The sequence below is a fragment of the Archangium sp. genome (assembly GCF_045802675.1).
Taxonomy (GTDB): Bacteria; Myxococcota; Myxococcia; order Myxococcales; family Myxococcaceae; genus Archangium.
In genome coordinates this window covers 1-20,715 of record NZ_JBJMQO010000008.1, presented here as the reverse complement: position 1 = coordinate 20,715, position 20,715 = coordinate 1, and the positions used below count along the sequence as shown (strand labels likewise).

The window sequence follows — 20,715 nt, the reverse complement described above, 5'->3', positions numbered from 1 at the left end:
CCCGCCATGACCCAGCTCTCCGCCGTTTCCTCCACCCAAGGTGCCAGGCCCATCGTCTCCCTGACCGACGCCACCAAGACGTACTCCCTGGGCAAGGTGCAGGTGCCCGCTCTGCGGGGCATGACGCTCGAGGTGTACCCCGGTGAGTTCATCTCCATCGCGGGCCCGTCCGGCAGCGGCAAGACGACGGCGCTCAACCTCATCGGCTGCGTGGACACGGCCACCTCGGGCGTGGTGAGCGTGGACGGCCAGGACACCAAGACGCTCACTGAGCGGCAGCTCACGAACCTGCGGCTGCACACCATCGGCTTCATCTTCCAGAGCTTCAACCTCGTCTCGGTGCTCAGCGTCTTCCAGAACGTGGAGTTCCCCCTGCTGCTGCAGCGCAAGCTGGACGCCACCGAGCGCCGCAACCGCGTGATGACGCTGCTGGAGCAGGTGGGCCTGGAGAAGCACGCGAAGCACCGCCCCAACGAGCTGTCCGGCGGTCAGCGCCAGCGCGTGGCCGTGGCGCGCGCGCTCGTCACCCGGCCCAAGCTGGTGCTCGCCGACGAGCCCACCGCCAACCTCGACTCCGTCACCGGCCAGACCATCATCGACCTGATGAAGGAGCTCAACCGCAAGGAGGGCACCACCTTCATCTTCTCCACCCACGACGCCAAGGTGATGAACCACGCCAACGCCGTGGTGCGGCTGGCGGACGGAAAGATTCTCGACCGCATCACCCCCGCCGAGGCCCAGAAGGCCATGGCCGTGGGCGCGGAGGGCCACTGATGGGCCAGCTCAAGCTCCTGCTCCAGGTGGCCCTGCGCAACCTGTTCGTGAGCAGGATCAACCTCCTCATCGGAGGCATCATCTTCTTCGGCACCGTGCTGGTGGTGGTGGGCGGCGCCTTCCTCGACAGCATGGACGAGGCGATGAGCCGCAGCATCATCGGCAGCGTCGCCGGCCATCTCCAGGTGTACTCGGACCACTCCAAGGACGAGCTGTCGCTCTTCGGGCAGATGGGCGGCGAGCCGGACCTGAGCGCGATGGATGACTTCTCGCGCATCAAGGAGCTGGTGCAGCAGCACCCCAACGTGAAGACGGTGGTGCCCATGGGCACCAGCGGCGCCCTCATCACCTCGGGCAACACGGTGGACCTGACGCTGGCTCGCCTGCGCGACCTCTACAAGAAGGCCGCCCAGGACGAGACGCCCGGGCTGCGCGAGCAGATCCACAGCCTCCAGGCTCACGTGCGCCACATCATCAGCCTGCTCGAGGAGGACCTGAAGCGGCGCAGCGAGATCGTCGACGACAAGGCCACGGACCCGGCGGACGTGGAGGCCCTGGCCCGCGCCCGCGCCCCGGCCTTCTGGGCGGACTTCGACAAGGATCCGTTCGGCTCGCTCGAGTTCCTGGAGAACCGCATCGCCCCCCAGGTGACGGACGGGGACATGGTCTACCTGCGCTACGCGGGCACGGACCTGGTCAACTTCCAGAAGACCTTCGACCGCATGCGCGTCGTGGATGGCACCCCCGTCCCCGAGGGCCGCCGCGGCATGCTCCTCTCCAAGTTCTTCTACGAGGAGAACTTCAAGCTCAAGACGGCGCGCCGGTTGGACCGCATCAAGGAGGCGCGTGAGACCAACCACACGGCCATCGCGATGGACCCGCAGCTCCAGCGCTGGGTGAAGGAGAACCAGACGCAGACGCGGGAGATCCTCTTCCAGCTCGACGACCTCAAGACGAAGCAGGCGGTGGAGCGGCTCCAGCGCGCGCTGGGCAGCCAGGAGACGGACCTGGGCAAGCTGCTGCCCGTCTTCCTCACCATGGATGACGCCAACTTCGACACGCGCTACCAGCAGTTCTACTCCGAGCTGGCGCCGCTGCTCGACCTGTACCGCCTCCGCATCGGGGACGACCTCACCATCACCGCCTTCACGCGCACCGGCTACGTGCAGAGCGTGAACGTGAAGATCTACGGCACCTACCAGTTCGACGGGCTGGAGAAGTCCGCGCTCGCCGGCGCGCTCAACCTGATGGACCTGATGTCCTTCCGGGAGCTGTACGGCTACCTCACCGCGGAGAAGAAGGCCGAGCTGGCGGGCCTGCAGAAGGCCAGCGGGGTGCAGCAGCTCAAGCGCGAGGACGCCGAGTCCGCCCTCTTCGGTGAGGACGGCAGCGCCTCGCTCGTGGCCGAGGCCACCCCGGGCCTCATCGACGAGGACAAGCAGCTCGACGGGCTCGCCCAGAAGCTGCGCCGCGAGGAGCTGGCCTCCCGGGTGTACACGCAGCAGGAGATTGAAAGTGGCGTGGTGCTCAGCGCCGCGGTGATGCTCAAGGATCCGGAGAAGCTGGAGCAGACCCTGGCCGAGCTGCGGAAGTCGGCGGAGGACTCGAAGATGCCCCTGCGGGTCATCTCCTGGCAGAAGGCCTCCGGAATGATCGGCCAGTTCGTCCTGATGGCCAAGCTGGTGCTCTACGTGGCCGTGCTCATCATCTTCGTGGTGGCGCTCGTCATCATCAACAACGCGATGATGATGGCCACGCTGCAGCGGGTGCGCGAGGTGGGCACCCTGCGGGCCATCGGCGCGCAGCGCTCGTTCGTGCTGAGCATGGTGCTGGTGGAGACGGTGGTGCTGGGGCTCGTCTTCGGCGCGCTCGGCGCGTCCGCGGGCGGCGTCATCATGCACATGCTCGGCCGCGCGGGCATCCCCGCCGGCAACGAGGCGCTCTACTTCTTCTTCTCCGGGCCCCGCCTCTTCCCCAGCCTCCACCTGTCCAACCTCGTGGCGGCCTTCGTCATCGTGCTCGTGGTGTCCGCCCTCTCCACCTTCTACCCCGCGTACCTCGCGACCCGGGTCTCGCCCCTCCGGGCGATGCAGACGGACGAGTGAAGCCATGCAACAGCTCCTCCTCATCGCAGTGCGCAACCTCGGCACCCACAAGCGCCGCACGCTGCTGCTGGGCGGTGCCATCGCCGGTGTCACGGCCCTGCTCGTCGTCCTCATGGGCCTGTCCAACGGCATGAAGGACACGATGCTCCGGTCCGCCACCACCCTGATGACCGGGCACGTCAACGTGGCCGGCTTCTACAAGGTGACGGCGGGCCAGTCCGCTCCCGTGGTCACCTCCTACCCCAAGCTGCTCGAGCAGCTGCGCAAGGAAGTGCCCGAGCTGGACTACTCCGTCCAGCGCGCGCGCGGCTGGGTGAAGCTCGTCAGCGAGACGGGCTCCGTGCAGGTGGGCGTGGGCGGCCTCGACGTGGAGAACGAGACCGGCTTCCGCAAGGTGATTCAGGTCCGCGAGGGCAAGCTGGAGGACCTGGCCCAGCCCAACACCCTGCTCATCTTCGAGGAGCAGGCCAAGAAGCTCGAGGTGAAGGTGGGCGACACCGTCACGCTGTCGGCGCCCACCATGCGCGGCACCAGCAACACGGTGGACGTGCGCGTGGCGGCCATCGCCGCCAACGTGGGCATGCTCAGCTCCTTCAACGTCTACGTGCCCAACGCCACCCTGCGCGGCCTCTACCAGCTGCGCGAGGACGCCACCGGCGCCCTCATGCTCTACCTCAAGGACATGGCCTCCATCCCCGCCGTGCAGGAGCGCCTCACCCGGCGCCTGCCCGAGCTGGGCTACCAGGTGCTGGAGCACAACCCCCAGCCCTTCTTCATGAAGTTCAACACCGTCAACCGCGAGGCCTGGACGGGGCAGAAGCTGGACATCACCAACTGGGAGGACGAGATCTCCTTCGTCAAGTGGACCGTGTCCGCCCTGGACGCCCTCACCGGCATCCTCACCTTCGTGCTGCTCATCATCATCGCGGTGGGCATCATGAACACGCTGTGGATCGCCATCCGCGAGCGCACCCGGGAGATCGGCACCCTGCGCGCCATCGGCATGCAGCGCGGCTACGTGCTGGTGATGTTCCTCCTGGAGTCGCTCGTGCTCGGACTGCTCGGCACCGCTGTGGGCGCGACCGTGGGCCTGGGCGTGTGCCTCCTCATCAACGCCGTGGACCCCTCCGTCCCCGTGATCGTCCAGGTCTTCATCCTCTCCGACAAGCTCCACCTCATCGTGAAGCCCGGCTCGATGATCGGCGCCATGGCGTTCATCACGCTGTGCACCACCCTCATCTCGCTCATTCCCTCCTTCCTCGCCGCGCGGATGAAGCCCGTCACGGCGATGCACCACATCGGGTGATGACCATGACCCTGCGCAACCTCTTCGGCGCCCTGTTCGCCGCGCTGCTGCTGGCCGCTCCGGCCGCCCGCGCGGACCTGAAGGACCCCACCGAGCTCAAGAAGCTCCTGGAGACGCTCGACGACCGCCAGCGCAACGGCGGCGACTACAAGTCGCTGATGTACATCGAGCAGAAGGAGAAGGACAAAACGGACGTCGTGCGCGAGGCCGTCATCTACCGGCGCGACGTGAAGGATCAGCTGATGATCCTCATGACCAAGCCCAAGGGCGAGGCCGGCAAGGGCTACCTGCGGCTGGACAAGAACCTCTGGAGCTACGACCCCAACACCGGCAAGTGGGACCGGCGCACCGAGCGCGAGCGCATCGCCGGCACCGACAGCCGCCGCGCCGACTTCGACGAGTCGCGCCTGGCCGAGGAGTACGACGGCAAGTTCGAGGGCGAGGAGAAGCTCGGCAAGTTCACCACCTGGAAGCTCGTCCTCACCGCCAAACAGGGCGTGGACGTGGCCTACCCCGTGGTGAACCTGTGGGTGGACAAGGACACGTCCAACATCCTCAAGCGCCAGGAGTACGCCCTCTCCGGCCGGCTCATGCGCACCTCCTACTTCCCCAAGTGGATGAAGCTCTTCAGCGAGTCCAAGAAGGCCGACGTCTGGTACCCCCAGGAGATGCGCTTCTACGACGAGGTGGAGAAGGCCAACTCCACCGTCATCGTCGTGAAGAGCGTGGACCTGCGCTCGCTCGAGGAGAACATCTTCACCAAGGCCTGGCTCGAGAGCAAAAGCCGATGAGCACGCGCACCACGCTCGTCCTCACCGCGGCCCTCGCCGCCCTGCCCGCGCTCGCCCAGGAGCGTCCCAGCGAGGGTGACCTCTTCGGCGGCGACACCCCGGAGACGAAGCCCGCTCCGGCCGACGCGCCCCGCCCCGACGAGAGCTCCCTCTTCGGTGACGCCCCCGCGTCCACGCCAGCCACCCAGGGCGCGGCGGCCACCTCGGCCCCCGAGACGTCCTCCGCCATGCCCCAGGACCGGGATGCGCAGGCGCTCGGCGGCCCGGCGGCCACCAACGCCTTCGACACCGAGGAGGCCGTCGAGGATCCGCTGAAGATCGGCGGCCGCTTCTACCTGCGCGCCTTCACGCAGGGGAACGAGGGCGTGTCCTTCGGCAACACCTCCTTCTCCGCCCCCATGCTGGTGGACGGCTACTTCGATGCCCGCCCCACCGACCGGCTGCGCGGCTTCGTGCTCGGACGGCTCACCTTCGATCCGACCCGCCAGGCGGGCTCCACCGGCCTCATCCCCACGGGGACCTCCACCTCCAACATCTCCGCCGATCCGCGCGTGGTGTTGGACCAGGCGTGGCTGCGCTTCGACCTGGAGCACAAGCTCTTCATCACCGCCGGCAAGCAGCACGTGAAGTGGGGCACCTCGCGCTTCTGGAACCCCACCGACTTCCTCTCCCCCCAGCGCAAGGATCCGCTCGCCCTCTTCGACGCGCGCACCGGCGCCACCATGCTCAAGGTGCACGTGCCCTGGGAGGAGAAGGGCTGGAACTTCTACGCCATCGGCATGCTCGACAACGCCGGCCCGGCCAATACGCTCGGCCGCGTCGGGGGGGCCGCTCGCGCCGAGGTGGTGCTCGGCTCTACGGAGCTCGGACTCGATGCCGTGATCCAGCGCGGCCGCAAACCCCGCTTCGGCCTCGATATCTCCTCCGGCCTCGGCCCCATCGACATCTACGGCGAGCTCGCCCTCAAGAAGGGCTCGGACACGCCCCTCTACCGCCTGCCCGAGAACGTCTCCCTCGGCGACCTGCTCGGCCAGGTCCAGGGCAACGACGGTGGCGGGCCTCCCGACATCGGCGCGCTCCCCATCGAGGCGTACTACCCGGATGGCTACACCCCGCAGGTGAGCGGCGGCGCCACCTGGACGTTCGCCTACTCGGAGAACGACACCGCCACCGTGGGCGTCGAGTACTTCTACAACTCGACGGGCTACCCCACCTCGCTGGCCTACCCGTACCTCATCTTCCAGGGCCAGTATCAGCCCTTCTACGTCGGCCGGCACTACGCCGCCGTCTACGCGCTCCTCGCCGGGCCGGGCTCCTGGGACAACACCAACTTCATCCTGTCCAACCTGGGCAACCTCTCCGACCGCTCCTTCACCACCCGGTTGGACGTGACGCACCGGGCCCTGCGCTACCTCAGCGTCGAGGCCTTCATCGCCGCCAACTACGGCCAGCGCGGCGGCGAGTTCCGCTTCGCCCTGAATCTGCCCGCCCTGCGCATGGGCGAGCAGGTGACTGCCCCCATCGTCGTCGCCCCGCCCACCCTCCAAGCGGGCGTGGGTCTGCGCATCGACCTCTGACGTCCCTCCGGACGGGAGGCACTCCCCGGGCGTGCCGCTCGTCCCGGGCGTGGCCATGGAAGAGGCATGGACTGCTCTTGCGACGTGCTCGTCCTGGGAGCCGGGGCCTCGGGGCTCGCCGCCGCGGATCGGCTGAGCCGCGCGGGGCTCCGCGTCGTCGTGCTCGAGGCACGGGACCGGCCCGGCGGACGGGTGGACACCGTGCGCGACGTGCTCGACGGGGTTCCGCTGGAGCTGGGCGCGGAGTTCATCCACGGCAAGCCGCCCCTGCTCCAGAAGCTCGCCCGGCGCGCCCGGGTGAAGGTGGGCGTGGGCAATGACACGCACGCCCTCCTCTGGCGCGGCCGCCTGGAAGGCGAAGACGCGTCCTTCGACTTCGTGGAGGACCTCGCCGCCGCCGAGCCCCCGGATCGTCCCGTGGGCCAGCTCATCGCCGAGCACGCCCGCACCGGCCACTGGTCCGAGCGCAAGGTCCGCCTCGCCCGCGCCTACGTGGAGGGCTTCTACGCGGCCACCGTGGACACGGCCAGCGCGCTCGCCATCGCCCGCATGGAGCGCGCCGCGGTGACGCTCGGAGGCATCGCGGGCTCGCGCTCGCTGCAGGGCTATGACCGGGTGCTGCAGCCGCTCGTACGCGGGTTGATGCGCCGGCCCCGGACGCTCTTCTTCAACGCCGTCGCCGAGCAGATCCGCTGGTCACCTCGCGGCGTCGAGGTGCGTGCACGCACGCGCGAGGGAGCACCGCTCGGTATCTTCCGCGCCCGGCGGGCCGTGGTGACGCTGCCGGTGGGCGTGTTGAAGGCCTCGCCTCCCGAGCCCGGCGCGGTGCGGTTCCTCCCCCGCGTTCCGGAGAAGGAGCGCGCCGTGGCCCGGCTCGACATGGGGCCGCTGGTGAAGGTGCTCCTGCGCTTCCGCGCGCCCTTCTGGGAGGAGCGCGAGGACACCCGGCGCTATGGCCACTTCCACGGCCCCGGGCTCGCCATCCCCACCTGGTGGACGCTCTCGCCGCTGCGCTCGCGCTACCTCGTGGGCTGGGCCGGTGGGCCCGAGGCCGAGGCGCTCTCCCGCCTGCGCGAGGACGAGGTGCTGCGGCAGGCGATGGCGTCACTCGGGCGCATCTTCAAGCTCTCCCGGCGGACGCTCCAGGAGCAGCTCGAGAGCTGGCGCCTCCAGGACTGGCAACGCGAGCCCTTCACCCGGGGCGGCTATGCCGTCATCCCCTCGGGGGCCGTGGACGCCATGGAGGCCCTGGCCCGGCCCGTCCAGGGCACCCTGTTCTTCGCCGGAGAGGCCACCCACCTCGAGGGCGAGGAGGGCACCGTCCACGGCGCGCTGGCCACGGGCCTTCGCGCGGCTCGCGAGGTGCTGGCGGCGGTCCGCGCTGCCGGGTGAGCCCCTGGGCGGACCGTGCGGGGAAATGGCCGCTCGCTGTGCGGACGGATACCCGAGGGCCCGGCTGCTCCCGAGTGGCGGTCCGTCGTCCGGTGGACACGTTTGCGGGGATGAATGGATGGATCGCACTTTCCCTGTCGCTGATGCTCGGGCAGACGCCCACCCCCTCGTCCACGGCCAGCGCGCCCACGAAGGCGCAGGCCGAGAGCGCCGTGCGTGACGCCGAGCGGGACGAGACGCGCGCCGAGTTGGAGCTCCTGCGGGCGCAGATGCGGGCCCAGCAGGAGAACCAGGGCCGCCTCCAATCCCTGGAGCAGCAGCAGACGCTCAAGGATGCCCGCGCCCAACGCCTGGAGCAGCTGCGGCAGCAGCGCATCGGGAGCCTGACGCGCGGCTACGATTGGCTCATCACCGCCAGCCAGCTGCTCGAGTACGGAGACTTCGACATCGGCCCGGCCATCACCTACGCGCAGGACGAGCTCTCCACCGCCCTCGCCACCTCCTCCGAGAGCGGCAGCGGTGAAACCACGCGCCTCATCCAGAGCGCGCTCGCGCGGCTGTCCACCCTCGATGACCTCGTGGCGCAGCGCAACAGCTACGAGGCCCGCCTGCAGCTCCAGGACGCCGGCCTCGAGCTGCACCTCGCCTGGCAGCTCAGCCTCAACCGCTCCGGCACCACGCTCGTCAATCAGTAGTAGTGCGGCGTGGCCGTCACCGGCGGGCTCGACGGCCTCGCGATCAGGTAGCCCTGCACGAAGTCCACCCCGTGCTCGCGCACCCACCGCAGCTCCTCGGGGGTCTCGATGCCCTCGGCCACCGTGAGGATGCCCAGCTTCTGCGCCAGCTCCAGCAGCTTCTCCGTGATGGACGCCTTGTAGGTGTCCTGGTGGATGCCGCGCACCAGCTCCATGTCCAGCTTCATGATGTCCGGACGCAGCTGGTGGATGAGGTTGAGCGACGAGAACCCCGCCCCCAGGTCGTCCAGCGCCACCCGGAAGCCCGCCTGCCGGTAGTAGGCGATCAGCGACTTGAGGTGGTTGGCGTTCGGCGTGTGGTCCGACTCGATGATCTCGAACACCACGTTCTCCGGCGGCAGGCCCACCTCGGCGATGGCGGCCACCGTGGAGCGCAGGCAGAAGGCCGGATCATAGATGGCCGTGGGCGTGAAGTTGATGAAGAGCGGCGCCTTGAGCCCCAGCCGAGCCGCCTCGCGCACCGCGGACAGCCGCGCCGCCAGGTCCAACTGGAAGAGCAGATCCGCGTCGCGCGCCAGCCCCAGCATCTTGCCGGGGAACACCAGCGAGCCGTCCTTCTCCAGGCCGCGCAGCAGCGCCTCGTAGGCGTACACCTGGCGCGTGTCCCTGGCGTGGACGATGGGCTGGTAGTGGCTGGTGATCCGCTTCTCGGCGAGCATGTCCACCAGCCACCCGGACCGCGTCATCGTGAAGAGCTGCGGCAGCGAGCCCACCCGGGGGAAGTCGCCCAGGCCCGGCTCCCCGTCGCCCTCGACGAAGAGCGCGCGCGTGGCCCGGGACTCCTCGCCCGTCAGCGCGCCCATGACGTCCGCCACCAGCCCGCTCAGGTGCGCCCCGTCCAGCCGCACCGCCACGCACTGGGACTCCGGGAGCGCCTGGTGCTCACGCCCGGAGTCACCCAGCAGCCGCACCAGCTTTCCGTAGCTGTGGCCCAGCGGGAGCCAGAGGAAGAGCCGGCCGGGCCCCTCCAGCTCCAGCTTCTCCGGAAGGGTCTGGCACCGCTCACACGACTTCGACACGGTCTGGCTCATGCGCCTCACTCACTGCTCTTTGAAGACGAGCAACCCACGCGACGTCTCGGTGCCGTAGATGAACCCGTCGCCGGGTACCTTCACCCCACTGAGACCGTCGATGAAGGTCCGTCCCCGGCCCGCATCCGACTCCCGCCACGTATTGTAATAGGCAACCTGCCGGGGTGTACTGGGGTTGGACATGTCGAGGATGCGCAGGCCGTCCTGGGTATGAGCCACGTACAACTTGGAGCCCACCAAGGTCAAACCACCCACCGTGGACTCGGCCCGCATCTCGAACCGCCCTACCTCCGCGATATTGGCCGGGTCCGTCACGTCCAGGGCCCGAATCCTCGAACCCCAGCCTTCACTGGATTCGAAGGCGATCATCCGATCCCCAATCGCCCCCACCGCCACCGCGCGGCTGGTCGCGTTGTCGTACCCGAAGTGCCCCACCGTCACCGGCTTGCTCGGATCCGTCACGTCCGCCACCGCCAGCCCGTAGCGCCAGTGGCCGAGGTAGAGCCGGTTGTTGGCGACCGCGCCCTCGACGGGGATCTCCCCCGAGCCCACGATGCTCTCCTCCACGTAGTAGCGCGACAGCAGGGAGGGCGCCGTGGGGGTGGAGAGATCATAGATGAGCACCTCGCCATCGGGGGCCGGGGACATCACGTACAGCCGGTTGCCGTCCACCCAGAGCCCCCAACCCTGCACGCTGGGATTCGGGATGGAGGTCAACCGCTTGGGCGCCGCCGGGATGCTCACGTCGTAGATGAGCACGCCGGACCTGTAACTCGACACGTAGAGAGTCTGGCCCTTTACCCAGGAGCGGTACAGGACGTCCCCCGTCGGGGCCACCTCCGCCACCTTGACGGGCGCATCCGGCTTGCGCACGTCGTAGATGAAGAGGCCGTCCGCGAGCGCCGTCACGTAGGCATACCCGTCCGCCACGAAGACGTCTGCGGCCGACCCGCGAGGCAGGGCCGTCTCCGAGACGAGGTCCACCCCGGACTTCTCCTCCTCGCCCGCCACCCGCTTGACGCGCACCGCGTCAAAGGTGCCCTGGAGGTCCATCGTGCCGCTGGCGCACCGGCGGAACTCCCCGCTCACCTTCTCGGGCGAGGGCGCCTGGCAGCCCGCGAGCGCCAGGCGCAGGGGCACCGAGGAGCTCGTGAAGTCGCTGGCCACATAGAAGGTGTCGCCCTCGGCCTGGCTCACCGTGAGCGGCGTGTTGAGCAGCAGCGGCTGATCCGGCAGGAAGCGGATGGCGCCCGGCGACTGGAGCCCCGACAGCGTGACGTTCGCATGCCAGACCCCCTCCGCCTTGACGGAGGCGAAGCCCGAACGGTCACAAGCGGACAGGTCGAAGGACTCGTACTCGCACGTGAGCTTCGGCTCTTCCTGCGTGGGCGAACACCCGGGGACGACGAGGAGCAGGGCTCCCGTGGTGGCTACCAGTAAACGGTTCATGCGCCATGCATACCCAGGGCTGGAGCGGGACGAAAGCATTGGTTCACCCAACACCCCGAGTGCCTGGGACGTGCACCGCTGAGCAATCAACATGAAGCGCTTGGCTGCCCCCTCGTTAATATGAGGCGGCCTGCCTAGGTTCGCTCAGTCCCTCGTCTCCCCACCCGGGAGGTCGTCCCTGTGAATCGACGTCTACTCATCACCACGCTGCTCGCCTTCGTCCTCCCCGAGGCGGCGCTGGCCCAGGTCTATGTGATTCCGCGCCGCGCCTACCGGTCGCCGGTGCACACCTATGATTTCGAGTGGCGGCACCTCGACATCCTCGTCGGCCCCCAGGCCGAGGGGGTCGCCCCGCCGCCAGCCCACCGGGCCCACCAGCAGCCGCCCGGTGCTCCGGGTGGCCCCACGCCCAACGGGCCCCAGATGATCTCGGGCGTCCCCACGGCCGACGCCAAGCAGATTCCCGCGCAAGGCAAGGAGCGAGACCAGGGCACTGGCGGCAGCCCGATGGAGAACATCGAGCCCGGCATCCCCACGCCCGTGGAGAAGAACAAGCGGGATGGGGGCACGCCGGATGACTCCGTCGCGGGGGGTGACTCCCTCTACGTGCCCCTCGCCCTTCCGACGGATGGAGGCACCCCGGACGGGGGCGCCGCCTACGCCCAGTCCCTGGGCGTGAAGAGCGGTGGCGTCCGCTTCTACTTCTACGAGAGCGAGCGGAACGTGGCCCAGTACGCCGCGCCCCAGCTCGAGGACACGTACCGGTACCTGGTGGACAAGTTCAAGTTCGTCCCCACCCAGACGTTCCCGTACATCCTCTACAGCAGCTACCAGGAGTTCCTGCAGACCAACGTCACCTCGGTGTCCGAGGGCACGCTGGGCGTCACCAGCACCCAGGGCCACCTGGAGCTGACGCTGCCCTACCTGGGGGACCACCGGCTCTTCGGGGAGATCAGCTCCCACGAAATGACGCACCAGTTCACCATCCAGAAGGTCCGCTTCCTCGCCGAGCAGGCCAAGGTGTCGGGGGATCCGCTCAACGGCATGCCGCTGTGGTTCATCGAGGGTCTGGCCGAGTTCTACGCCAAGGGCGGTCTGGACCCCGAAGGCGAGATGATGGTGAGAGACCTCCTCATCAATCCGGACCTGGCGCGCGGCTACGCCTTCCTCGACTTCTGGTCGCCCGGGCCCTACGGCTTCCTGTGGATCTACAAGGTGGGCCAGGCGCGCTGCGAGTTCCTCGAGGAGACGTACGGCGCGGGCTTCATCCAGAAGGTGCTGGATAACTCGCCCAAGCTCGTCTCCGGGACGGCCGCGACGCCCAACCTCCAGTTCGAGGGCCTGGTCGAGATGCTCACCGGGGATGACCCGCAGAAGGTCGCCTCGAAGTTCGAGAACTGGCTGAAGCAGCGCGCCTACCGCACCTACCTCAAGGCCGAGCAGAACACGCCCAACATGGACATGCTGCGCGAGCGCAAGGGCATCGTCACCGCGCTCAACAGCACGCCGGACGGCCACGTCATCATGTACCGGAGCATCATCCCGGAGACGGGCCAGAGCCAGCTCATCATGGTGGACCCGCGCGCGCCCAACGACAGCGTGCGCGTGCAGGGCGACGGCGTGCCCGGCTACGAGTCGCTGCACCCCATCTTCGGCCGCAACTTCACGCTCACGGATGACCGGATCGCCTTCGTGGCCGAGTCGCTCGCGCGCGACACCATCTACGTGCAGGCCTACAAGCACACCGCGGACGCCATGACGCTGGGCGGGTCGCTGCCGTCCATGGGCCGCAGCCCCTACATCACCAACCCCTCCGGGTTGCGCAAGGATCCGCCGTACAAGGTGCGCTTCGAGCTGGGGGAGCGCGTGGCCTACAGGCTCTCCGAGCACGGGCTGATCGCCGCGTACTCGCCGGCCTTCTCGCCGGATGGCAAGCAGCTGGCCTTCATCGGCCTGAGCGAGAGCGGCACGCGCGACCTGTACGTGCTGCCGATCGGCCAGGGCCTCAATGTGGAGCCGCAGCAGCTCACCCATGACGTGTACGCCGAGCGCAGCCTGGCCTGGGGCCCGGCGGGCATCGTCTACACCTCGGATGCCACCGCCCACGGCTACTACAACCTCTTCCGGGTGAAGCCGGAGGCGCCCGACAAGGTGGAGCGCCTCACCAACGAGGCGCGCGACCACTCGGACCCCACGGTGCTGCCGGACGGCCGCCTCTTCTTCGTGGCCTACGAGAAGAGCCGCTCGGACCTGCACGAGTACACCGGCGGGGGCAGCATCGTGCGCCGCACGGACGTGGCCACCGGCCTCTTCGAGCCGTGCCCCGCTCCGGATGGCAACCTGTGGACGCTCTACCACCTGTCCGGTGAGCGCAAGCCGGCCCTGCTGCGCTCGCAGCAGTTGATGAGCTTCGAGGTACCCGCGGCCACGCCGGCCGACCTGGGAGCGCCGAGCCCCCTGCCCCAGCGCTCGCTGGAGGAGGCCCAGACCTACAAGCCCTTCGCCCGGGAGAACATCGACCTGGGGCCCATCCTCGGCTTCGCCGGCGCGGGCGGCGGTGGCTTCTACGGCCAGATGTTCGCCTCGGCCACGGACCGGCTGCGCAACCACGCCTTGATGTTGCAGGTGGCGGTGTACGGCTCGTTCGATCTGACGGACGGCTACCTGCTCTACATCAACCAGTCCCAGCGCACGATGTGGGGCGGCGGTCTCTTCCAATCCCTGCGCTACCGCATCGACAACACCTTGCAGAAGGCCGCCGCCGGCACTCCCCTGCCCTACTACGCGCTCGTCGCCGGCGAGCGCTTCTTCGGCGCCACCGGCCTGGCCCGCTACCCGCTGAGCACCTTCACCTTCCTCGAGGCCAACCTCAGCGTCGGTGGCTCCTCGTACTTCCTGGATCCCACGACCGCCTTCTTCCTCAACCTGCCCGAGGTGAACGGCGTCGGGGACCTCTACAGCCTGTGGCAGAGGGAGCGGCCCGGCCTGCGCTTCCAGACGGAGGGCTCGCTGGCGTGGGGCTACAACACCCTGCGCTACCACTACACGGGAGTGCCCACCTCCGGCAGCTCGTTCCTGGGCGAGGTCACCACCGGCGTGCAGCCCTTCAACTCGGAGATCTTCGGCAACGTGCGCCTGGACGCCGAACGCTACTTCCCCATTCCGCTGGGCAGCACGCACATCATGCTGCGCGGCGGCGCGGGCACCTCCTTCGGCGGACGCTTCACCCGCTCCTTCTTCCTCTCCAGCTTCGACACCCTGCGCGGCGTGCCCTTCGGCACCGAGCGGTGGCTGCTCGGCCAGCACTACCTGTATTCGACGGTGGAGCTGCGCGTGCCGCTGGATGCACTCATCCGCGTGGCCTTCCTCAACACGCTCATGGGCGTGGCGGGCTTCGACGCGGGTGGCGTGGGTGGCTCGGCGAGGGACTTGTGGAACCGCCGCGTGCTGGATGCGGCCGTGGGCGTCAACGTCGGCCTCGGCCCCATCCTCATGCGCCTGCACTTCGCCTACCCGTTCGACATCCACGCCCCCGCGGGCCGGCCCGCCGACAGGTGGGTGACGCAGTTCTCCCTCGGCCTCGCGGGACTCGAGGGCTACCTCTTCAAACAGAAGGGCTCCGCGGCCCACAAGAAGGACCCCATCGGTCCTCCCGTGACGCTCGGCGGGATGAACATGCGCGTGGGAGGCGACTGAGTCTCCCGGTGGAGGGCGGGCTCACCCGGGCCCGCCCCTCCTCGGAGCTGTCTTGGGAGTCCTTCAGGACTGGGCGGCCACCAGCGCGGCGTTGGCTCGCGCCAGGGGGCCGCCTTCGTGCGGAATGCGCTCGAAGTCGCCTCGCAACGCCTTGAGGGCGAACTTCTCCAGGTCCATCTCCCTGCGCGTGCGCACGCCCAGCAGCCGCACCAGCTCCGCCAGCGGGCCGAAGCCGAAGACGCCGTGCTGCAGCAGCAGTCCCGCCGCCACGCCGCTCACCACCTTCCAGCCCCTACCGTCCTTCGCCGCCAGCACCAGCCCGAGCACCGACACCGCCGAGGCCGCCACCGTCACCACGCGGTTCAGGTCCCACTCGCGCTCCAGCTTCTCCAGGTAGCGGCCGATGGCCGGGCGATCCATCTGCTCCGCCATGTGCTGGACGCAGTGCTCCACCCGCACATCGATCTTCCGGTTCCTCTCCTCGGGCGTATGCGTGCGCACCGAATCGGTCGACATCCGGTTCCAGGACTCCATCGCGCCTCTCCTCCACTCACTCTGGCACCCACCGCGGCGGGCCATCTGCCGGAAGGTAGGGACGGGCCCCCACCGGGGTCAGGAGAGGCAGGCAGGCGGGGCAGGCCGCTCGCCCGCCCCCGGCCCTCCCCTGCTCGGTACCCGGGCGAATGCCTAGCTTGCGCGGGGTGAATCGTGTTCCGCGCCTCCTGCTCGCCTGCCTGCTGTCCGGTACGGCCTGCATCCACCGCGACTACCCGCAGCAGCTGCGCGTCTACGATGATCCGCCCGGCTCGGGGCCCCGGCTGTCCCTGGCCCTCTACCAATCCGTGGGCGTGGGACTGCGGCCCGGCCATACGGTGCGCCTCGTCCAGGACGAGCGGATTCTGGAGACGCTCGAGGCGGAGATCCTCCAGGCCCGCGAGTCCCTGCACCTGCTCGTCTCGAGCTGGCAGCCGGGCGAGGCCTCGGAGCGCCTCCTCCACGCGCTCGCCGGGCGTCAACCGGGGGTGGTGTGCCGCGTGCTGGTGGACCCGCTGCACAGCCCGGACTTCGAGGACACGGTGCGGCCGCGGCTCGTCGGGCTCAACTGCGACGTGCGCGACTTCCGCCCCTTCGTCGGGGAGACGGTGGTGTTCGCCGACGAGCGGCTGGAGGCGCGCAACCACCGCCAGCTCGTCATCCGGGATGGCCGCAGCGGCCTCACCGGAGGCTCGGGGGTGGGACCGTCCTGGGGAAGCGGACCGACGCCCACGAAGGCCTGGCGCGACACCTATGTCCAGGTGGAGGGGCCCGCGGTGCGCCAGCTGCAGCAGGCCTTCGCGAGGGACTGGCTGGAGGCGGGCGGAGGGTTGCTGCCGGAATCGGCCTTCCCCGTGCTCGAGTCCCAGGGAGAGGCGCGCGCGGGCTTCGTCCTGAGCACGGGCTCGCCCTCGCTCAGCTACTCCGAGCGCATGGTGCAGGTGCTGATGGCCGCCGCGCGCAGCCGCCTGTGGCTCACCAACGCGTGCTTCGTCCCCACCGCCTCCACCGTGGACACACTCATCCGCAAGGCCCAGGAGGGCGTGGACGTGCGCATCCTGGTGCCCGGCCTGCCGCCCGCGGACATGCCTGGGGTGCTCGCCGCCCAGCGCGCCTCCTATGAGCGCCTGCTGGAGAATGGCGTGCGTGTCTGGGAGTACCGGAACGCGCCCCTGCACGCCCGCACGCTCGTGGTGGACGACCAGCTGACGGCCGTGGGCTCCAACAACCTGGAGGCCAACTCGAGCGCCATGCTCGAGGAAGGGGCGCTCGTCGTCGAGGACGCGCCGCTCGCCCAGGAGCTCGCCACCTCCTTCGAGCGGGATTTGACGCACGCGGTGGAGATCCGCCGCGACGAGTGGCGCCAGCGCGGACTCTTCCAACGCTTCACCTATCAGCTTCCGCCCTCGACGACCGGGTGCCCCTGAAAGGGAAGCCCGGAGCCCAGCCCGGACAACCGCCGTGCCTCCCAGGAGACGCTTCTTTCCCTCGGAGGGGCCCGGAGCATTGCCTGGCGGACAGAAAGGCCCCTGGGAAGCGGCCTCCGGCTTGCTCAGACGAAGCGCGATGACCTTCGCGCGACTGCTCTGCACCGTGACCGTTGCCTTGTTGCTCGCCTGTGGGCCCGGGGGCACGGCTCCGCCCGCGAACCCAGACGGGCAGGCACCCGGTACGAACGATCCCCTCATTCCGCCCGAGCGCGCTCCCGCGACGGAGCAGCCCCCGGACAACGGGCTACCCAAGCCCCGGCCGCCGGATCCACCGCCGGAGCCCGAGGAGCAGCGGCCCTTCGTGCTGCCCCAGGTGCAGCAGTCCCTCCAGGACTACGAGCTCATCCTGCCACCGGGGGTGCTGGAGAAGTTCCTCGCGGACAAGAACACGCCGGAGCAGGACGCCGTCTTCCGCTGCGAGGGCGTGAGCCATCCGGTGAAGGTGCGCCTGCGCGGGGCCTCGGCCCGGGACTTCCCCAAGAAGAGCTGGAACGTGAGCTTCGAGGGCGATGACAAATTCGAGGGGCGCACCTCGCTCAACCTCGTGGCCGAGTACTCGGACGCGTCGATGCTGGCGGAGAAGGTCTCCTACGACTTGCTGGCGGCCCTGCGCGTGCCGGCTCCGCGCACGAAGTACGTGCGGCTGAAGCTCAACGGTAGGTACGAGGGCGTCTTCCTGGACATCGAGCAGGTCAACAAGTCCTTCCTGCGCGCGCACGACTTCGCGGACCCGGACGCCACCATCTACCGCGCCGGCTGGAAGGACACCGAGCTCAAGCTGCGCTCCTGGAAGGTGCCCTACCAGGGCGACTGGGTGAAGAAGACGAACGAGCAGGAGTCCAATGAGGCGCTCGATGACGTGCTGTACGTCATCAACCGCACGCCCGAGCCGGAGCTGGCCGGCGCGCTCGCCCAGAACCTGGAGCTGGAGGTGTACCTGCGCTCCATGGTGATGGACGCGCTCATGGCCAACAACTACGTGGAGGACTCGGAGAGCTACTTCATCCACGACAAGGTGAAGGGCCGCTGGGTGTACGTGGCGTGGGACCTCAACAACGTGGACGCTCGCTGGTGGTACGAGATTCCGCTCGTCGAGGATCAGGAGCCCATCTACAAGCACCCGCTCTTCCCCTTCACGCTGACGGACGGAGTGGTGGCCGCCCGGTACGAGGGCCGGAAGAGCATCCACCCGGACTACCTGCCCGTGTTCTCCAACCTGGGCACCCGCGTGGTGATGAATCCGGAGCTGCGCGCCCGGCTGGTGGCCCGGCTCGACAAGGCGATGAGCGAGCTCTTCACCCCGGAGGTGCTGGGCGCGTACATGGACAAGCTGCACGCGCTCCTCGCTCCGCACATGGCGGCCGATCCGTACATGGACTACGCGAAGTTCCAGGCGGGCCGGGCGTGGATGCAGAACTTCCTCCGCTTGCGGCGCGCGTTCGTGCTGAAGGAACTGGAGCGCTACCGCGCGAGCAGGCCGGGCCTGGTGGTGGAGGCGTTGGACGCCCGCGCGGGCTGGGTGGAGCTGCGCAACCGCGGGAGCTCGCCCGTGGCCCTCGGCGGGATGGTGCTGACCACGAACCTGCGGCGGAGCATCCCCGCGCTGCTGCGGCCGGAGCTTCCGGCGGATCCTCCCTCGGAGACGCCGACGTATGGCCCGCCCCAGGGTGCCGTGCTCTCGGAGCACTCGCTGGCGCCAGGCGAGCGCGTGCGCTTCACCGCCTCCGAGCTGGGGCTCACCTTCACGCCGGATGGGGAGCTCGGCGTCTTCGATGGCAAGTCCGTAGTGGGGATGAAGGACGTCCTCTTCTACGGGAAGCTGCCCGCCGGGAAGCACTACGAGCGCGCTGGAGACGGAACCTGGCAGGTGCGCTGAAGAAGCCCACGCCAGCGGGGGACTGGGGGGTGCCCGTCCGCTGGCGTGAGCCGGGGTGTAGCGTGAAGTCTCGCGAGGCTGACTACTTCGCGCAGCCGGTCTCCTCTCCCACCGCCAGGGTGGTGAAGGTGCCGGTCTCCTCGCCCACCGCCATCGTGGTGACGGGGGGGCCGCCCTCCTCGCCCACCGCCATCGTGGTGATTGGCGCGCGGCCGCCGCGGACCTTCTCCAAGTCCTTCGTGGGCAACTCGTAGTCGACGAAGCTCTTCTTCTTGCCGGTCCTGCTCATCACGCTCTCCTTGGGTGGAAAGGAGGTCTCGGCCTCCTTGCCTGGGACGGAGCGCGTGGTCATGGCGTTGTGAGGCCGCCACCGGGACTCCGGTCCGGCCCGCCTGGATGCCCGCTCACCCGGTAACGGGGCTCTGGCGTCATGCGGAGTCATGACCGCACTCCGTCTCCAACGGCCTCGACAGCGCCCGCGCGTGAGGGCCTCCTGCGAGAAGGGGCCCTCACCGCCGCGATTACACCCGCCTCGTGGCCATCCGGTCGCGAGGGACCGTGGGAACTCCCGCGCCTCGAGGCCGGGTGTCCTTTCGGCCCGACCGGACCAACGCCCATCCACCCACCACCTGGAGCGCGCCGAAGAGGAGGAAGCCCAGGTCCCAGGCGAGCTGCCCCGCTCCCGGGTGGACGTGGTGGATGCCAAGCAGCTGATGATCGATGAGCCCTTCCACCACGTTGAAGGCACCCCAGCCGAGCACGAGCGAGCCCACGAAGGTGCGCGTCGACCAGGGAACCTCGGGACGCTTCCCGGCCCGCCACAGCAGGGCGAGGCCGATCACCGTCACCCACCACGTGAACGCGTGGAAGAGGCCGTCCCAGAACATGTTGATCTTCGCCGAGACCAGGTCCGTGGGCGGCAGCCGCGACGAGAGCATGTTGTGCCACTGGAGCAACTGGTGCAGCAGGATGCCGTCGACGAAGCCGCCCAGGCCCGTGCCGAGCAGCACGCCCGCCGAGATGATGGCCCCGTGATGCCGCACGGTCCCCGCCATGCTCTTCCTCGCTGAGAGGGTCATGGTCCGGCCTCGGGCTCATCGCGCGGCAGCCCCACGCGGTACAGCAGCGCGCTGAGCGAGCCGATGAGCAGGAACGGCACGGTCACCATGACCAGGTGGTTCCAGAAGTCGCTCCCCACGACCGAGGCCTTCACCACCCGGGCGGTGGGGCAGTCCGGACAGGCGAGCGCGGCCGTCGTCACCAGCGAGCCCGCCAGCGCCGCGAGGGGACGAAGCCGGCTGTGTCTCATCGGACGGACCTCCGGTCGATGCTCCGCTGCGAGGGTAAGCACGAAAAAGACGAGCAACAGGAGACGCGGGCGCGCAGGCAACCGGCCGAGGGTCGGAACGCCAGGGACTTCCCCCGCGCCCGAGACTCAGCGCCGCTCGCGGACCGCCAGCGTCCTGCGCGCGCTGAGTCCCCGGTCGTCCGAGACGAGAATCTCGTGGGTGCCCACCGAGGGCGCCCACCACACCCGCTCGTCCGCTCGCGCCGAGGCCAGGAAGGTCCCATCCACGAACCACGTCAGCTCCCGGTCTCCCTCGGCCTCGGCCTCCAACGGCACTTCCTGCTGATCCGCGGACACACCCGGAATGAGGAGCGCCACCTGCCCCTGGCCGGGCGAGATGATCTCCGGCGCCCGCTGCACGCCCCCGGGCTCGCAGCCGGGCGCGGGGGCGGGAGGCTGCGGCAACAGACGGTGCTGCTCGGCCAACCAGCGCCGGATGCTCGCGGGCCAGGAGAGGTATACGCGCGACTCCGTCTGCCTCCCGGCCCGGCACGAGGGACTCACCGCCAGGCCCGTCTTCACGTCCACCTCCACCCGCTGGTGGTAGGGACACGTCTCGGTGGGCACGTGGCTGCGTTTGGCGAACACCCT

16 protein-coding genes and 1 pseudogene are annotated in these 20,715 nt (G+C 69.2%); 10 read left to right on the top strand and 7 right to left on the bottom strand.

The window, feature by feature from the left end; all coding sequences use genetic code 11:
* Positions 1-6 precede the first annotated feature (6 nt).
* The 7 genes from ACJ8AN_RS01780 to ACJ8AN_RS01750 all read left to right on the top strand — a co-directional run bounded on the left by ACJ8AN_RS01780 (position 7) and on the right by ACJ8AN_RS01750 (position 8,640).
* On the top strand, positions 7-774 hold the full coding sequence (locus tag ACJ8AN_RS01780; RefSeq protein WP_407753438.1) for an ABC transporter ATP-binding protein: 768 nt from the start codon (positions 7-9) through the stop codon (positions 772-774).
* Positions 774-2,879 carry an ABC transporter permease gene (locus ACJ8AN_RS01775; protein WP_407753437.1) on the top strand — a complete coding sequence of 702 codons (2,106 nt, stop codon included), beginning with the start codon at positions 774-776 and terminating at the stop codon, positions 2,877-2,879. Before ACJ8AN_RS01780 ends, ACJ8AN_RS01775 begins: the two co-directional genes overlap by 1 nt.
* 4 nt (positions 2,880-2,883) lie before the next feature.
* Positions 2,884-4,185 (top strand): ABC transporter permease, encoded by a 1,302-nt coding sequence (locus ACJ8AN_RS01770; protein ID WP_407753436.1) that lies wholly within the window; start codon positions 2,884-2,886, stop codon positions 4,183-4,185.
* A 5-nt stretch (positions 4,186-4,190) separates the two neighbouring features.
* A complete protein-coding gene (locus ACJ8AN_RS01765; protein WP_407753435.1) occupies positions 4,191-4,976 on the top strand; it encodes an outer membrane lipoprotein-sorting protein in 786 nt (261 codons plus the stop codon).
* Positions 4,973-6,553: a hypothetical protein gene (locus tag ACJ8AN_RS01760; RefSeq protein ID WP_407753434.1), complete on the top strand. Its 1,581-nt coding sequence runs from the start codon at positions 4,973-4,975 to the stop codon at positions 6,551-6,553. The genes ACJ8AN_RS01765 and ACJ8AN_RS01760 overlap by 4 nt, the downstream gene beginning before the upstream one ends.
* A gap of 66 nt (positions 6,554-6,619) precedes the next feature.
* Positions 6,620-7,945: a flavin monoamine oxidase family protein gene (locus tag ACJ8AN_RS01755; protein ID WP_407753433.1), complete on the top strand. Its 1,326-nt coding sequence runs from the start codon at positions 6,620-6,622 to the stop codon at positions 7,943-7,945.
* A gap of 110 nt (positions 7,946-8,055) precedes the next feature.
* A complete protein-coding gene (locus tag ACJ8AN_RS01750) occupies positions 8,056-8,640 on the top strand; it encodes a hypothetical protein (protein ID WP_407753432.1) in 585 nt (194 codons plus the stop codon).
* Here the strand turns inward: ACJ8AN_RS01750 and ACJ8AN_RS01745 are convergent.
* Entirely contained in the window at positions 8,634-9,731 is a 1,098-nt protein-coding gene (locus tag ACJ8AN_RS01745) for an EAL domain-containing protein (RefSeq protein ID WP_407753431.1), read from the bottom strand. The two genes, ACJ8AN_RS01750 and ACJ8AN_RS01745, sit on opposite strands and share 7 nt — an antisense overlap.
* A gap of 9 nt (positions 9,732-9,740) precedes the next feature.
* Entirely contained in the window at positions 9,741-11,180 is a 1,440-nt protein-coding gene (locus ACJ8AN_RS01740; RefSeq protein ID WP_407753430.1) for an LVIVD repeat-containing protein, read from the bottom strand.
* Positions 11,181-11,360: 180 nt separating this feature from the next.
* Between ACJ8AN_RS01740 and ACJ8AN_RS01735 the strand changes: the two genes are divergently transcribed.
* A complete protein-coding gene (locus ACJ8AN_RS01735; protein ID WP_407753429.1) occupies positions 11,361-14,876 on the top strand; it encodes a tolB protein precursor protein in 3,516 nt (1,171 codons plus the stop codon).
* 63 nt (positions 14,877-14,939) lie between these two features.
* Here the strand turns inward: ACJ8AN_RS01735 and ACJ8AN_RS01730 are convergent, their stop codons facing one another.
* Positions 14,940-15,392, bottom strand: coding sequence for a hypothetical protein (locus tag ACJ8AN_RS01730; protein ID WP_407753428.1), 453 nt, complete (start codon positions 15,390-15,392; stop codon positions 14,940-14,942).
* A 185-nt stretch (positions 15,393-15,577) separates the two neighbouring features.
* Between ACJ8AN_RS01730 and ACJ8AN_RS01725 the strand changes: the two genes are divergently transcribed.
* Both ACJ8AN_RS01725 and ACJ8AN_RS01720 read left to right on the top strand, forming a co-directional pair.
* The gene (locus ACJ8AN_RS01725) at positions 15,578-16,837 is read left to right on the top strand and encodes a phospholipase D-like domain-containing protein (protein WP_407753427.1); all 1,260 of its coding nucleotides are present in this window, start codon (positions 15,578-15,580) and stop codon (positions 16,835-16,837) included.
* Positions 16,838-16,976: 139 nt separating this feature from the next.
* On the top strand, positions 16,977-18,776 hold the full coding sequence (locus ACJ8AN_RS01720) for a CotH kinase family protein (RefSeq protein WP_407753426.1): 1,800 nt from the start codon (positions 16,977-16,979) through the stop codon (positions 18,774-18,776).
* 82 nt (positions 18,777-18,858) lie between these two features.
* Here ACJ8AN_RS01720 and ACJ8AN_RS01715 read toward each other — a convergent pair whose 3' ends face one another.
* The 4 genes and pseudogenes from ACJ8AN_RS01715 to ACJ8AN_RS01700 form a co-directional block, all read right to left on the bottom strand.
* Complete coding sequence (locus ACJ8AN_RS01715; RefSeq protein ID WP_407753425.1) at positions 18,859-19,065, bottom strand: hypothetical protein; 207 nt, start codon at positions 19,063-19,065, stop codon at positions 18,859-18,861.
* A gap of 232 nt (positions 19,066-19,297) precedes the next feature.
* A complete protein-coding gene (locus tag ACJ8AN_RS01710) occupies positions 19,298-19,831 on the bottom strand; it encodes a DUF2243 domain-containing protein (protein ID WP_407753424.1) in 534 nt (177 codons plus the stop codon).
* A gap of 20 nt (positions 19,832-19,851) precedes the next feature.
* The gene (locus ACJ8AN_RS01705) at positions 19,852-20,085 is read right to left on the bottom strand and encodes a hypothetical protein (protein ID WP_407753423.1); all 234 of its coding nucleotides are present in this window, start codon (positions 20,083-20,085) and stop codon (positions 19,852-19,854) included.
* Positions 20,086-20,211: 126 nt separating this feature from the next.
* Positions 20,212-20,715: pseudogene (locus ACJ8AN_RS01700) on the bottom strand (penicillin-binding protein 1C); the annotation flags it as partial.